At 72.3% G+C, this 15,993-nt stretch carries 7 protein-coding genes; 4 read left to right on the top strand and 3 right to left on the bottom strand.

Annotation, left to right across the window (positions count from 1 at the left end):
* Positions 1-354: 354 nt before the first annotated feature.
* Together KS03_RS08040 and KS03_RS08035 are read left to right on the top strand one after the other, a co-directional pair.
* On the top strand, positions 355-708 hold the full coding sequence (locus KS03_RS08040) for a hypothetical protein (protein WP_012734004.1): 354 nt from the start codon (positions 355-357) through the stop codon (positions 706-708).
* Between the two features lie 427 nt (positions 709-1,135).
* Complete coding sequence (locus tag KS03_RS08035; RefSeq protein ID WP_012734005.1) at positions 1,136-2,434, top strand: UDP-N-acetylglucosamine 1-carboxyvinyltransferase; 1,299 nt, start codon at positions 1,136-1,138, stop codon at positions 2,432-2,434.
* Between the two features lie 111 nt (positions 2,435-2,545).
* On the opposite strand, the gene KS03_RS08030 is transcribed toward KS03_RS08035, so the two are convergent.
* Positions 2,546-3,655 carry a porin gene (locus KS03_RS08030; RefSeq protein ID WP_012734006.1) on the bottom strand — a complete coding sequence of 370 codons (1,110 nt, stop codon included), beginning with the start codon at positions 3,653-3,655 and terminating at the stop codon, positions 2,546-2,548.
* Positions 3,656-4,124: 469 nt separating this feature from the next.
* Here KS03_RS08030 and KS03_RS08025 point away from each other — a divergent pair, with 469 nt between their 5' ends.
* The gene (locus KS03_RS08025) at positions 4,125-10,220 is read left to right on the top strand and encodes an alpha-2-macroglobulin family protein (protein WP_012734007.1); all 6,096 of its coding nucleotides are present in this window, start codon (positions 4,125-4,127) and stop codon (positions 10,218-10,220) included.
* Positions 10,221-10,273: 53 nt separating this feature from the next.
* Positions 10,274-12,604 carry a penicillin-binding protein 1C gene (gene pbpC / locus KS03_RS08020; protein ID WP_080569421.1) on the top strand — a complete coding sequence of 777 codons (2,331 nt, stop codon included), beginning with the start codon at positions 10,274-10,276 and terminating at the stop codon, positions 12,602-12,604.
* Between the two features lie 185 nt (positions 12,605-12,789).
* Here the strand turns inward: pbpC and KS03_RS32000 are convergent, their stop codons facing one another.
* On the bottom strand, positions 12,790-12,963 hold the full coding sequence (locus tag KS03_RS32000; RefSeq protein ID WP_153478898.1) for a hypothetical protein: 174 nt from the start codon (positions 12,961-12,963) through the stop codon (positions 12,790-12,792).
* A gap of 275 nt (positions 12,964-13,238) precedes the next feature.
* Complete coding sequence (locus tag KS03_RS08015) at positions 13,239-15,410, bottom strand: hypothetical protein (RefSeq protein ID WP_012734009.1); 2,172 nt, start codon at positions 15,408-15,410, stop codon at positions 13,239-13,241.
* Positions 15,411-15,993: the final 583 nt, after the last annotated feature.

Genomic DNA, 15,993 nt, shown 5'->3' with positions numbered 1-15,993 from the left:
CGGTCATAGAACCGCGGCGTAGGCTGGCGGCCGCTTCGCTTCAGCAGTCCGATCGTGCCGGCCAGCCGGCGCCGATCCCGTCACCCGCCGCGCCGCGACCTCGTCGCGAACCGGCTGTCCATGCCACGTCGCAAGACCAGCGATCAGGGCAACCGTTTCGCCGGACGCCGCCCAGCCCACCGGGAATCGTCTAGACAGGTTTCGCAAGGCAGCCGGACACGCGGCTGCGCCAGCGCCGGAACCCGGCGTGAAACCCGTCGTCCGACACGTTCGTAGATGTGCGCTGCTCTCGCCGGCATCGGCATCCCAGTTGCCCGGCATGTGTTTTTACTGAAGACCGAAAAGGAGATAAACGTGAAGAAACTGCTGCCGCTTATCGCACTGACCGTCGCTGCTTCCGCTTTCGCGCAACAGCAACAACCGCAGTGGACGATCCAGAACATCGGTCAAAGCCAGAAGCCCGCTCCGCAGGTGGCCGCCTGCATCGCCAAGAGCTGGGCCGACAAGTCCCAGCAACAGGTGATCTCGCAGGCCGTGCTCGCCAACGACATGGCGATGGACGTCTACGTGCCGGGCCAGCAGCCGCCCAACGGCGCGGCCGCGATGGTGCGCCCGGCGCGCTCGGCAGGCGCTGCCACCTGGGTGGGCTTCCGCTCGGTCGGCGACGCCGCCAACCCGGCCGCCGCGGACCTCAGCAGCTGCCTGTAAGCCGAGCGGCCGCTGCCCGGCGCCCCGCCGCCGCGGCAGGCTTCGGCCCGTATCGGCCCGTATCGGCCCCTTGCATCGGCCTCCCACGCACCCCGCCCCGGCGGGGTGTTTTCTTATCGACGGCCCGCGTGGGCGGGCTGTTGCGGCGCGGCACGATCTGCGCGGCGAGTTCGGGCATCGTCTCGCGCACCGCCACCTCGACGCAAAGCTCGCGCAGGGCCGGTGGCCGGGCACGGCCAGGGCTCTCCGGTGCTCGTCAGCCAGGCGGCGCCGGGCGCATCCGCATGCGGCATCGCCCGCGCGCTGCCCGGCGAGACGCGCTGGGCAGCATGGCAGGCGCCGCTGACGGACGGCCCGACTCGCGCCTCTGCCGCAAACGATGGCATGATACGGCCTTGCGCCACCTTCATCGCTATCGCGCCGAACCATGTCGAACCTGATCGTCTACGGCGGCAACCCGCTACGCGGGGAAATCACGCCGTCCGCCAACAAGAACGCCGTCCTCCCGATTCTCTGCGCCACCCTGCTGTCCGACCAGCCGCTCAGGCTGGTCGGCGTGCCGGACATCACCGACGTGCGCAAGATCCTCGACATCTTCCGCACGCTCGGCAGCGAGGTCTCGATCGATTTCGCCACCGGCGTGCTCGATCTCCATCACCACGCGACGCAGTTCGATTCGGCCGTGCACCGGCTGCCCGAGGAAATGCGCTCGTCGATCATGCTGGTGCCGCCGCTCCTGGCCCGCTTCGGCGTGGCGCGGCTCGAGAACGACGTGAAGGGCTGCACGCTCGGCGTGCGCGAGATCGATCCGCACGTGGAAGTGTTCGAGCGCTTCGGCGCGAGCATCGAGCGCACCAGCGATTCGCTGATCGTGCGTGCCACCAAGCTCACCCCGAACGACCACTGGCTCGACTACGCGTCGGTCACCACCACCGAGAACTTCGTGCTCTGCGCGGCCGCCGCGGGCGGCGTGTCGACGCTGGTGAATGCGGCCTCGGAGCCGCACGTGCAGGAGTTCTGCCGCTTCCTCGCGATGCTCGGCGTGCCGATCGAAGGCATCGGCACCTCGCACCTGCGCGTGCAGGGCGGCGTGAAGCTGGCGGGCGGCGAGCACCGCTTCGCCGAGGATTTCCACGAGATCGCCACGTTCCTCGCGCTCGGCGCGATCACGGGCGGCGACATCGCGGTGCGCAACAGCGGCCCCGAGCAGTTTCCGCTGATCGACCGCACGTTTGCCAAGCTCGGCGTGCAGGTCACGCACGCCAACGGCTGGTCGCACGCCACGCGCGACGGCGCGATGAAGGTGAAGAAGCCGTTCACGCAGAACATCCTGACCAAGATCGAGGCCGCGCCGTGGCCCTACCTGCCCGTCGATCTGCTGCCGATCTTCATCGCGCTGGGCGTCAAGGCCGAGGGCAGCGTGATGTTCTGGAACAAGGTGTACGACGGTGCGATGGGCTGGACGGGCGAGCTGTCGAAGTTCGGCGCGCACGTGTTCCAGTCCGATCCGCACCGGCTGATCACGTTCGGCGGGCTGCCGCTCTCGCCGGCGCGCGTCGAGAGCCCCTACATCATCCGCGTGGCGATCGCGCTGCTGATGGTGGCCGCCAGCATCGAGGGCCGCTCCGAGATTCTCAACGCGCAGCCGATCCGCCGCGCCCATCCGCACTTCGTCGAGAACCTGCGCTCGGTCGGCGCGAACGTCGAGTGGACGGCCGGCGACTGATGCGCCGGCGCTGAACCCGGCACCGCGCGCCACGGCGCGCGCCGCTGCCGGCCCGGGTTTGCTGCCCGGGTTCGCTGCCCGGCTGCCGGCGGCGCACCGCCGGCGTGCGCATCAGAAGTTGTGCATGATGCCGACGTAGGCGCCCGTCTGCGATTCGCCCGTCATCGGGTTGGTGCCGGTGGTCGAGTCGCGCGACGCGGCGATCAGCGAGAAATCCGAGTTGCCGCCATTGCGCATGTAGGCGACCGTACCGTACAGGAACGTGCGCTTCGACAGGTTGTAGGTGGTGCCGAGCACGTACATGATCGCGTGGCCCGCCGGATCGTGCGTGGCATCGCCGCCGCCGCTGCCCACCCGCACGTAGAAGCCGCCGGCCGTGACGGCCCAGGCCGGGGTGGCCGTGTAGGTCGCGCCGAGCCAGACGTGATCGGCGCGATCGGCGAGGCCGGCGGGCGTGTCGGGCGCCGAGTAGTGCGTGTAGGCGGCCTGGATCTTGAACTTCTGCAGATAGACGTTGGTGCCGACGAAATACTCGCGCGAGGCCGTAAACACGTTGTCCATCCTGCCGTTGCCGTTGCGCAGCTCGTCATAGATGCCGCGCACGTCGAACAGCGGCGAATGGTACGACAGCATGATGCCGTCGGAGCGGCCGAAATCGTTGGCGGGACCGGTGTTGAAGCGGGCCTGGTTGCCGAACGCGAACTGCCCCTGCACGTCGAAGCCATTCCACACCGGGCTGTGGTATTCGATATTGTTGTTGGTCTGCTGCCAGTTGCGGCCGCGCACCAGCGAGGCCGACGAGAACGCCTGCTGCACGAACGGATCGAATTCCCAGACGCCGTCGCTGTCGATGAACAGGTTGCGCCCGGCCTGCAGCGTGCCCCAGGCGTCGTTCTTCAGGCCCACGTAAGCGCGCCGCGAGAACATGCGGCCGCCGCCCGTGCTGCCGTTCATCACCTGGAACGCGGTTTCGAGGTCGAAGATCGTCGACGTCCCGCCGCCCAGATCCTCCACGCCCTTCAGGCCGAACATGCTGGTGCCCCAGTCGCCGCCCTCCGCGCTCCAGAGGCTGCGGGCGCCGGTACGCGTCGCGTTGGCGACGTGGTTGATGTACTGCACGCCGCCGTCGATCCGGCCGTACAGCGTGACGCTCGACTGCGCGAACGCGGCCGCCGGCATGGCGAGGCTCAGCGCCGCGATGGTTCCGATGCGAAGTTTCATATCCCCTGCCTGTATCTCTCTCTCAGATTGACTGGCACTTCCGGCGCGCCGCCGCGCTGCTGGAGGCGGCCGTGAAGCGTCTCGGGCCCGTGCCGCCGGCGCGGCGACGCCGCCCGCGGACACGGTGTTCTCGTCTGCTCGGCGCGCGCATCGCCGGGGTGCCGCGCGCGCGGGTCTCGCCCGGGCGTGATGCGGTGGGATGGCCGGACCCGTTCGGACGGTCGACCGTTTGCGCGGACCGGCAATGTACGCGTTCGCGGCCCGATGAACAATCTCTTTATCGTGCACAAGCCATTCGCCGATCCGTGATAATCCCGCGCCGAACGCGGCACGTGGAATCGGTGCGGCGGCCCCCCCCCCGGCGCCGCCCGGCTGTCTTGCCGCACCGCAAATTCCCGTCAGATCTTGAAAGGGCTCGGTTAGAATCGCAGGCATCCCGAAATGCGTCCCTTTCCAGGAACGGCCAGCGATGAAGCAAACCACATCAAGAAAAATCGTGCGTTGGGGCGCCCTCGCGGCACTCGCGGCGGGCCTCGGCGCCGGCTTCGGCTGGCGTGCCGATGCCGCCAGGACGGTCAGCGTCTCGCCGCAGGGCACCTCGCCCCTGGTCAGCCAGGCGGTGGTGAAGTTCGACGAGCCGATGGTGGCGTTCGGCTCGGCCGCGCAGCCCGACCCGGCGCACCTGAGCTGCAACGACGCGGCCGCTGCGAAATACGACGCGAGCTGGAGCGACGCGCGCACCTGGCTCGTCAATTTCCGCCATGATCTGCCGCCCGGCGTGTCCTGCACCCTCGAACTGAACGAGGGGCTGCGCTCGGTGGCCGGCCACGCCGTCAGCGGCCCGCGCCGCTTCACGTTCCAGACCGGCGGCCCCTATCCGGCCGCGGTGCGCCCCGGCGGCGGGCGCATCGAGGAGCGCCAGCTGTTCGTGCTGAAGCTGACCGGCCCGGCCACCGAGGCCTCGGTACGCGACCACGTCTGGTGCGAGGCCACCGGAATCGGCAACCGCATTCCGGTCACGCTCGCCGATGCCGACACGCGCGGCAAGCTGCTCGATCATTTCAATTGGAAGGCCGACGCGGCCCGCGTGCTGGTGCTCGGCTGCGCGCAGGCGCTGCCGCCCGGCGTGAAGATGCAGCTGGTGTTCGGCAAGGGCGTGGCGAGCCCGAGCGGCATCGCCAACGACAACGAGGCGCGTTACGACTACGAGGTGCGCGAGCCGTTCGCCGCGTCGTTCAGCTGCGAGCGCGAGAACGCGAAGGCGCCCTGCACGCCGCTGCGGCCGATGCGCGTCGAGTTCAACGCGCCGATCGCGCGCGCCGACGCGGAAAAGCTGCGCCTGCAGGGCCCCGGCGGCGCGATCGCGCCCACCTTCAAGCCCGACGACAAGTCCGCCCAGACGCGCACCGTGGAGTTCGCCGCGCCGCTGCCCGCCAGCGCCGAGCTGACCGTCACGCTGCCCGCCGGCCTGACCGACGACAGCGGCCGGCCGCTCGGCAACGCCGACCTGTTCCCGCTCAAGACCCGCACCGCCGCGATGCCGCCGCTCGCGAAGTTCTCGTCGTCGACGTTCGGCATCATCGAGCGCTACGCGGAACCCGACTCGCCGGCGCTGGTGCCCGTCACGCTGCGCAACGTCGAGGCCGACCTGAAGATCGCCGGGCTCGAGGCCGGCCGCGCCGAGTTCGCGAACATCCGCGTCGAGGACGACAGCGCGATCCGCGACTGGATGCGCACCGTCGAGCGGCTCGACGGCATCGCGATGTCGGTGCACGAGCTGGACGCGGTGAGCCCCGGCCTGCTGCAGCGCACCGCGCACCCGGTATTCGTGCCGCCCGCCGCGGGCGAGAAGCCGCTCACCGGCGCGCGCCGCCTGGTCGACCTGCGCTCGCTGTCGGTGCTGGCCGGCCAGCCGAACCTGCAGCGGCTGGTGCTGCCGAAGGCCGATCCGGCCACGCTGCGGCCGTTCGAGGTGGTGGGCGTGCCGATCGCCAAGCCCGGCTTCTACGTGCTCGAACTGGCCTCGCCCGCGCTCGGCCGCTCGCTGATGGCCAAGCCCGCGCCGATGTACGTGCGCACCACCGTGCTGGTCACCAATCTCGGCGTGCATTTCAAGCAGGGCCGCGACAACAGCCTGGTGTGGGTGACCACGCTCGACAAGGGCAAGCCGGTGCCGAACGCGGAGATCCGGGTGTCCGACTGCAACGGCGAGACGATCGCCTCGGGCCGCACCGACGCGCAGGGGCTGCTCGCCATCGGCGGCACGCTCGCCGCGCGGCGCTCGTGCGATTACGAACACGGCTATCGCAACACCTTCGTGTCGGCCCGCGTCAACGATCCGGTCACCGGCCCGGACATGGCCTTCGTGCTCGACGACTGGAACCGCGGCATCGAACGCTGGCGCTTCGACGTGCCGACCGAGTACGGCAGCGGCCCGCGCGCGATCGCCCATACCGTGTTCGACCGCACGCTGGTGCGCGCCGGCGAGACGGTATCGATGAAGCACTACCTGCGCGTCGAGCAGCTCGCCTCGCTCGGCTTCCCGAAGCAGTATCCGAACCGCGTCACGATCCGCCACCTCGGCAGCGGCGACACCTATCACCAACCGCTCGTCTGGGCCGCCGACCACACCGCCGATTCGGCGTTCACGCTGCCGCCCGGCGCGAAGCTCGGCGAATACGCGGTCACGCTCGACAGCGGCAGCGCCGATGCCGACGACAAGGACGGCGACGGCGGCAGCGACGACGACGCCTCGCGCGCCAGCTACGACAGCGGCTCGTTCCGCGTCGAGGCGTTCCGCCTGCCCGTGTTCAAGGGCACCGTGGGCGTGCGCGACGCGAAGACGAGCCCGCTCGTCGGCGCGAGCGAGGCGCCCGTCACGGTGCAGCTCGACTACGTCTCGGGCGGCCCGGCATCGAACCTGCCGGTGCGCGTGTCGGCGCTGGTGCGCCCCGCCACGCCGGCCTTCCTGGAACGCTATCCCGACTTCTCGTTCAACCCGTACCGCGCGCAGCAGCCGGGCTCCGACGCCGGCGCGAGCGACGACGATGGCGACGCCGACAGCGCCGACACCGCGTCCGCGCCGGACCCCGACGCACCGAAGCTGGTGGCCGACAAGCTGCCTGTCACGCTCGACCGCAACGGCGCCGGCAACCTCGCGCTGAAATCGCTGCCGAAGGTGGACACCCCGCGGCAGCTCTCGCTCGAGGCCAGCTTCGCCGATCCGAACGGCGAGATCCAGACGATCCGCGGCGACACCACGCTGTGGCCCGCCGCGCTCGCCGCCGGCATCAAGGCCGGCCACTGGGTGGCGGTGGGCGACACGGTGCCCGTCACCGCGCTCGCGATCGACCTCGACGGCAAGCCGCACCCCGGCGCCGAGATGGAGATCCACGGCTACGCGCGCGTCACCACCTCGTCGCGCAAGCGCATGGTGGGCGGCTTCTACGCCTACGACGATCGCAGCGAGACGAGCGACCTCGGCACGCTCTGCAGCGGCAAGACCGACGACCACGGGCGCCTCGCCTGCGACGCGAAGCTCAAGACCGCCGGCGAGATCTCGCTGGTGGCCGTGGTCAAGGACGGCGCCGGACGCACCGCCACCGGCAGCACCTCGGTGTGGGTGGTGCGCGAGGACGAGCTCTGGTTCGGCGGCAACAACACCGATCGCATCGACCTGATCCCCGAGAAGCCCGCCTACGAGCCCGGCGAAACCGCGCGCTTCCAGGTGCGCATGCCGTTCCGCTTCGCCACCGCGCTGGTGGCCGTGGAGCGCTCGGGCGTGATGGAAACGCACGTGGTGCAGTTGAACGGGCGCGATCCGAGCGTCGAGCTGAAGGTGGAACCCGACTGGGGGCCGAACGTCTACGTGTCGGTGCTCGCGCTGCGCGGGCGGCTGCGCGAGGTGCCCTGGTACTCGTTCTTCACCTGGGGCTGGAAGACGCCGGTCGAATGGGTGCATGCGTTCTGGAACGAAGGCCGCCACTACGTGCCGCCCACCCCGCTCGTCGATCTGTCGAAGCCCGCATTCCGCTACGGCGTGGCCGAGATCAAGGTGGGCGTCGCCCCGCACCGGCTCGGCGTGACGGTCACGCCCGACGCGGCCAGCTATCCGGTACGCGGCACCGCACACGTCAAGGTGGCCGTCAAGCTGCCCGACGGCAGGCCCGCGCCGGCCGGCACCCAGGTGGCCGTGGCCGCGGTCGACGAGGCCCTGCTCGAACTGATGCCGAACGACAGCTGGGACCTGCTCGGCGCCATGCTGCAGCGGCGCGGCTACGGCGTGGAAACCGCCACCGCGCAGATGGAGATCGTCGGGCGCCGCCACTTCGGCCGCAAGGCCGTGCCGGCCGGCGGCGGCGGCGGTACCGCGCCCACCCGCGAGCTGTTCGACACGCTGCTGCTGTGGAACCCGCGCGTGACGCTCGACGCGCGCGGCGAGGCCACGCTCGACGTCAAGCTCAACGACGCGCTCACGCGCTTCTCGATCGTCGCGATCGCCGCGGTGGGCGCCGACCGCTTCGGCACCGGCCGCGCCAGCGTGCGCAGCACGCAGGACCTGCAGCTGATCTCGGGGCTGCCGCCCCTCGCGCGCGAGGGCGACGCGCTGGTCGCGCCGTTCACGCTGCGCAACACCACCTCGCGCGCGATGAAGGTGGTGGTCACGCCGAACGTGCCGGGGCTCGCGCTCGCAGCGCAGACGGTCGAGCTCGCGGCCGGCGCCTCGCGCGAGGTGTCGTGGCGCGTGGCGATCCCGGACGGCGTCGCCGACGCGGGCGGCGCGCTGCCATGGAGCGTCGCGGCCGCCGAACAGGGCGGCGCGCACGCGGCCGATGCGCTGAAGATCACGCAGCGGATCGTGCCGGCGCTGCCCGTCACCGTGCAGCAGGCCACCCTCACGCAGGTGGACGGCAGCTTCTCGCTGCCGGTCGCGCCGCCGGCCGGCGCCGCCGCCGATCGCAACGGCGTGCCGCGCGGCGGCATCTCGGTGGCCTTGCAGTCCCGGCTCGCCGACGGCCTGCCCGGCGTCACGCGCTGGTTCGAGCGCTACCCGTACCGCTGCATCGAACAGCAGACCTCGCGTGCGATCGGGCTGCACGATCCGGCGATGTGGCAGGCCGTGGTGGCGCAGATGCCCGCCTACCTCGACCGCGACGGCCTGGCGAACTACTTCCCGGCCGACGCCGACAGCGGCCCGACCGGCAGCACCGCGCTGACCGCCTATCTGCTGTCGGTCACCGACGAGGCGGCCAAGCTCGACCCGCGCTTCGCGCTTCCCGACGCGCTGCGCTCGCAGCTCGAGGCCGGGCTCGCGAGCTTCGTCGACGGCCGCATCACGCGCGAGAGCTGGGCGCCGCGCCAGGATCTGGAACTGCGCAAGCTGGCCGCGATTGAGGCGCTGTCGCGCCACGGCGCGGCGCAGGCCCGCATGCTCGGCTCGCTGACGATCGCGCCGGAACGCTGGCCGACCTCGGCGCTGCTCGACTATCACGCGATCCTCTCGCGCGTGGCCGACATCCCGCAGCGCGACGAGAAGCGCGCGCAGGTCGAGCAGCTGCTGCGCGCGCGCATCACCTACCAGGGCACCCAGCTGGTGTTCTCGACCGCGCGCGACGACGACCTCTGGTGGCTGATGAGCGGCACCGAGACCAACGCCGCGCGGCTCGCGCTCGAGTTCAACGGCGACCCGGCCTGGAAGGACGAGATGCCGAGAATCCTGGCCGGCCTGCTCGCGCTGCAGCGCAACGGCGCCTGGCAGACCACCACCTCGAACGCGCTCGGCCAGCTCGCCGTCGAACGCTTCTCGAAGACCTACGAAAGCACGCCGGTGACGGGCCAGACGCTGCTGCAGTTCGGCTCCACGCAGCGCCGCATCGGCTGGGGCGGCAGCGCGGCGGCCGGCACGCCGGCCTCGGCCGGCGCGGCCCAGGCCGCCGCCGCGCCGTCGAACGCGGCCTCCTCGGCCGCCGCCACGCGCGCGGCCGGCGCGCGCCAGGCGCTGCTGCCCTGGCCCGCCGCGCAGCAGGCCCCGGTCACGCTGGCGCTGACGCAGGAAGGCACCGGCAAGCCCTGGGCGACGATCCAGAGCCTCGCGGCGGTCGCGCTGAAGGCGCCGTTCGCGGCCGGCTACCGCGTGGCCAAGACGGTCACGCCGGTCGATCCGGCCGTCAAGGGCGTGCTCACGCGCGGCGACGTACTGCGCGTGAAGCTCGAGATCGACGCGCAGGCCGACATGACCTGGGTGGCCGTCAACGATCCGATACCGGCCGGCGCCACCATCCTCGGCTCGGGCCTCGGCCGCGACTCGGCCGCGGCCACGCAGGACGAGAACGCGCCGAAGGGCAGCTGGCCGGTGTTCGTCGAGCGCGATTTCGACGGCTATCGCGCCTACTACGACTACCTGCCCAAGGGCCACACGACGCTCGAGTACACGATACGGCTCAACGCGGTCGGCACCTTCGGCCTGCCGCCGACGCGCGTGGAGGCGCTCTACGCGCCGTCGGCATACGGCCTGACGCCGAACGCGCCGGTGGTGGTGCGGCCGGCCGCGGACGCCCGGCCGTGAGCGGGGCGCGTTCGCGCGCCTGGGGGCGGCGCGCCGCGAAGCCGCCCGGCGGCCTGCCCGGGCGGCCGCTTGGCGGGGCGCCCCGCCTGCGCCTGCTGCGCGTGCTGGCGGGCGCGCTGTGCCTCGGCACGGCCACGCTCGCCTGCGCCGTGCCGAGCTACGACGCGGTGCGCCGCGACTGGCGCAGCTCCGACTGGATCCTGCTCGCGCGCGACGGCACGCCGTTGCAGCGCACGCGGATCGACAACGGCGAGCGGCGCGGCGACTGGGTCGCGCTGGCCGACGTCTCGCCCGCGCTGCGCGAGGCCATCGTGGTATCCGAGGACAAGCGCTTCTACGCGCACAGCGGCGTGGACTGGCGCGGCATCGCCGGCGCCGCCTGGGCGAACCTCTGGAACGCGCGCACCCGCGGCGCCTCCACCGTCACCATGCAACTGGCCGGCCTGCTCGGCGACGACGCGCGCCGCTCGGGCCAGCGCTCGCTGCCGCAGAAGGCCGGCCAGGCGCTCGACGCGCTGTGGCTGGAACGCACCTGGCGCAAGGATCAGATCCTCGAGGCCTACCTGAACCTGGTGCCGTTCCGCGGCGAGGCCGTGGGCCTGTCGGCGCTGTCGTACACGCTGTTCGGCAAGGCGCCGTCCGGCCTCGACGAGCGCGAATCGGCGGTGGCCGCCGCGCTGATCCGCGCGCCGAACGCACCGTACCCCAAAGTGGCCGAGCGCGCCTGCCGGATCCTGCGCGACATGCAGGCCGCGCCGCGCTGCGCCGGCCTCGACGGCTTCGTGCAGCTCGCGTTCGCGCGGCCGGCCACGCCGTCGTCGGCGTTCCTCGATGGCGAGGCGCTCGCGCCGCATTTCGCGCGGCGCGTGGCGGCGCAGGTGCGGCCGCAGGCCGGCGCGCGCGTGCGCTCGACGCTCGATGCCGGCCTGCAGCGCTTCACGCGCGACACCCTCACGCGCACGCTGATCGAGCTGAACGCCCCGCCGCAGTCGCGCGACGTGCAGGACGGCGCGGCGGTGGTGATCGACAACCGCAGCGGCGAGATCCTCGCCTGGGTCGGCTCGTCGGGCGCGCTGTCGGCCGCGCGCGAGGTGGACGCCGTGCTGGCGCTGCGCCAGGCCGGCTCCACGCTCAAGCCGTTCCTCTACGCGCAGGCGATCGACGAACGGCGCGTGACGGGTGCCACGCTGCTCGACGATTCGCCCGTCGATCTCGCCGCCGGCGGCGGCCTCTACGTGCCGCAGAACTACGATCACGATTTCAAGGGCTGGGTCAGCGTGCGCAGCGCGCTCGGCTCCTCGCTGAACGTGCCGGCCGTGCGCACGCTGGTGCTGGTCACGCCGCACCGCTTCTCGAAGACGCTGACCGCGCTCGGCCTGCCGCTGACCGAACAGGGCGACTACTACGGCTACAGCCTCGCGCTCGGCAGCGCCGACGTCTCGCTGCTCACGCTCGCCAACGCCTACCGCGCGCTCGCCAACGGCGGCGTCGCGCGGCCCACCTTCGACCTGCCGCGCAGCACCGCGCCGGGCGCCGCGCCAAGGCCGGCGCCGGCGGGCCGGCGCGTGTTCAGCGCCGACGCGAGCTTCATCGTCACCGACATGCTCGCCGACAACAACGCGCGCACGCGCACCTTCGGCTTCGACAGCCCGCTCGCCACGCACGCGTTCTCGGCCGTCAAGACCGGCACCAGCAAGGACATGCGCGACAACTGGGCGGTCGGCTTCACGTCGCGCTATACGGTGGGCGTGTGGGTGGGCAACGCCGACGGCGCGCCGATGCGCAACGTATCGGGCGTGACGGGCGCCGCACCGGTATGGGCCGCGATCGTCGCGCGGCTGCATCGCGACGGCGGCAGCGTCGCGCCCACCGCGCCGCCCGGCGTGGTGCGCGAGCGCGTGAGCTTCGAGCGCGCGATCGAGCCCACCCGCGACGAGTGGTTCCTGCGCGGCACCGAGACCACCGAGGTGCGGCTCGCGGCCGGCGCGGGCGGCGAGCCGGCTGCGCCGGCCGCGAGCCGCGCGAGGCCGGCCGGACACGTGCGCACCGTGTCCGCCGGCACGGCCGGCCTGGCGCCGCGCGCGCCGCTGGCGATCGCCGCCCCCACCGACGGCACGATCTTCGCCGTCGATCCGGACATCCCGCCGCGCAACCAGCGCGTCTGGTTCGAGCGCGTGGCCGGCAACAGCGGGCGCGGCAGCTGGCGGCTGGACGGCCGCGTGATCGGACACGGCGAACGCGTGGCATGGCTGCCGTGGCCGGGACGTCACACGCTGGAACTGCTCGATGCCGACGGCAAGGTGGCCGACCATGTGGCATTCGAGGTGCGTGGCGCCGTGGCCAAGCCCGGCGCTGCGGCGGGGGCGGCGGCGCGGGCTCGCTGAGCGGGCCGCGGGCGGGCACGCCGGCGCGCCGCAGACGCCCCTCGATGCGGCGGGCAAGCCTCGTCGCCGGCTGCATCGACGGATCGACTGATCGACTGATCGACGCATTCGGCCGCCGCGCCACCGGCTCTCGCGGCTCGCGAGAGCGGCGCCCGTATCGAACGGCACCGCACGGCACCGCCTGCCTAGCGCCGGCCCCGCCCCGCGCGCAGCCACAGCATCCGGCCCGCGATCACCCCGGCCACCACCGTCGCCGCATAACCGGCCGCGAGCACGACGCTCACATCGTCTCCCGCACCGTGCGCGGCCACCGCCGCCGTGCCGATCAAGCCGATCAGCAAGATCACCAGCCACTTCATCGCGGGCCTCCCCGTCCGAACCACGCTCCCGACGTTATAACGGCTCGTGGCGCGCCGTGCCTACCGGGAAAACACCGCGTCGGTCGCGCCTCGCCAAGCGGCTGTCGCGTCACGACCATTCGCGCCGCCCGCGCACCGCCGCTTGCCGCGCATCGCGGCCAAGCCGTGGCGCGTCGGCCGCCCGTCAACGCGCGCCAAGGCCCGTGTCGCCGGACCGATCGCGGCCCCGCTGGCGTCGCACCGCCCACGCGGCGCACCGGCAGCGCCGCCGCCCGTCACGACCCGCGCGCCGCGGCCAGCGCGACGCCGCGCGACGCCCCCGCGCGCGCCCTCGCCTCGCCGCCCGCGCCGCCCGACGCCTGCCACCAGAACTTCCCGGCCCGCAGCCCCGGGTCCCGGATCGCCAGATAGGTCGTGCTCCAGAGCTGCGCGGCATTCGCCTCGGTCGCGTCGGCGCTGCGCGTGCCGAACGCGTCGGCCTGATAGCGGCCGTTCAGCCAGGACCAGGTCCACATCTCCTGCGTGCGCATCTCGCGCGCGTTCGAGATCACCTGCCAGATCTGCTGCCGCGCCTGCGCGAGCAGCGTGCGGGTGGCGTCCGACAGATCCTGCCGCGCGAGCTGCCGGTCCAGCCCGGCCACCCACATCGCCTGCTGCCACGACCACACCACGGTGCCGTGATAGGCCGAACTCGTGAACTTGGGCCACAGCGACGAATCGGCATAGGCGGGGTTCGCGATCAGCATGCCCACGTCGGTGATCAGCCCGTTCGGAAACGGGCGCGTCGCGTCGGTCACGATCCGCTGCAGCACGTCCTCGGACGGCGTGTCGAACAGCAGCGCAAACCCGCCGTCGGAATTCATCACCGGGATCGGCGCACCGTTCGCGTCGAGCGACAGCGCATAGAAATCGAGCGGCGCGCCGGGCGCGCTGCCGGCCGGCACGCCTGCGGATGCGGCGTAGGCGGACGCGGCGGCGGCGGCCTGCGCGGCCGGCACGCTCACCCGGAACAGCGGCGGCGCCTGCTGCTCCCAGGCCGCGGCCTCGGCGGCCGCGTTCTGCAACACGGCGCGCTGGTCCGCGCTCAGGTACGGATCGAGCAGCCCGCGCGCGAGGAAGTTGCCCGCGGCGCGCAGCGCGGCCGGCACCAGCACGGCATTGACGTCGTAGGGCACCACCCCGCCCGCGAGTCCATCGGTGCTGTCGCGCCAGTTGCCGACGATCTCGCCCGGCCGCAGATGGATCAGGTTCGCGGCGGACGGCTGCTGCACGAACGGCTGGGCGGTGTTCACCACGTGCAGCAGGTTGGTCACGAACAGGCTGCCGTTGGTCGCGCCGCCGCCGGCGGCCTGCGCCAGGAAGGCGGCGGCGCGCGCCTGGCCGCGCGCGTCGTCGAGCAGCCAGGCGGCCATCACGGGCGCGAGCAGATAGTCGCCATCGATCATCTTGTAGTCGTAGGTCGGCGTGGGATCGTTGGGGCGGCCCTTCTTCGCGTTGTCGATCAGCGCGAACTCGCCGATGCCCTCCTCGTGCGCGACCTTGCCGTCCGGCGACAGGCGGCCCAGCACCGAACGCAGGCCGGCCTCGATCGCGGGCGGCTGCAGCACCGGCATCAGCATCTGCACGGAGATCAGCGTGTCGCGCCCGAAGTAGGTGTCGTACTGCCACGAGCCGGCCAGCAGCTTGTCGTCGAAGCTGAGGAATTCGACCACGTTCTGGCTCACCGGATCGGCGCCCACCTGCGCGTCGAACAGCGCGTCGTGCGCGATCGGCGAGAGCGGGGTCTCGCCGGTCAGCGCCTCGACGTGCAGCTTCAGCGTGCCGGCCCCGGACGCCGCCTGCAGCACGATCTTGCCGTCGGGCGTGGCGGTGACGGTGCCGTCCTGGCGCAGCGAGATCCGCAGCGCGTAGCCGGGCGCGCCGTCCACGCGGTCGCGCTGCCATTGCGCGCCGGCGTCGCTCACCACGGGTGTCGTCAGGATCTGCTGCGGCACCGTCGCGCCGCCGTTGTAGTCGCGCAGGAAGCGCACGCTGCTGGCCAGCCCCTGGCGGATCGTCAGCGTGCCGGTGTCCACCGACACGTCGGACGCGATGCCGTAGAGCGGCCGCCCCAGATGGTCCTGCTGCGCGATCGGCGCGGGCGGCGTGTCGATGCTCCAGTTCACGGCGCGCGCGGTGTCGTCGAACCAGAGGCCGGTGCCGCTGTTGCCGGCGGGAAACACCACCAGCAGGCGCGGCTTGGTTGACGAACGCATCAGCAGATGCGCGGCCACCTTGTCCTGCCGCAGGAACGCGTTCACCTGCCCGCCCGCGTCCATCCGGAACGCGAGCGCCGAACCGCTTGCCGGCGTGCCGCCCGACGGCGTGCCGTCGTCGTGGCAGGCGGCCAGCAGGCCGGCGCAGATGCAAGACGCGATCAGCGATTTCACGAAACGGCGTGCTGCCATGCCCCCTCCTGTACTTGGTGTGATCGAGCGCAACGCCGCACGCGCGGCGGCGACGGCCATGCCGCGCGCAAGCGGGCGTCCCGCTGGCTGGAAATGCGCGGCCCCGGCGAGCTGGCGTGCCGGGCGGTCCGCGATATGACCCGAATCGGATCGCGTCAGGAGCGTAGAGCAAACGGCGGCGACGGGCGGCCCTCGGGCAAGGCGGTGTAAAGGGAAAGAACGGCGGCCGTAAGCTTCGCGGCCGCCTGGCATGCGGCACCGCACATGGCGCGGCGCGGCGCCGTCGAAGCCGGCCGGCGGGACGCCGGCAATCATGAGCGCCGGCGCGGCGGTGCCGTCTGCGGCATTGCAGCGAAGCACCGGCGTAGCAATCTTTGTTCCGCATGGTCGCGCCGACACCGCTGCCCGGCGTGGGCGCCAATCCGGCGCAAGCGGGACCGGGCCGGCGACCGCGAGTGAACGCGGTACGGCGGGACCCGGCGAGGCGGCAGGGGCCGGCGCCAGCGGAACGACGCGCAGCGCGCCGCTCCCGCCGTTGGCGGGCCTGGGCGTTATGACGAGGCCAAGCGCTGAGGGCCCGGCA

It is taken from the genome of Burkholderia glumae LMG 2196 = ATCC 33617 (genome assembly GCF_000960995.1).
Lineage (GTDB): Bacteria > Pseudomonadota > Gammaproteobacteria > Burkholderiales > Burkholderiaceae > Burkholderia > Burkholderia glumae.
Note: the sequence above shows the minus strand (reverse complement) of the source record. Positions and strands in the feature narration are given on the sequence as shown.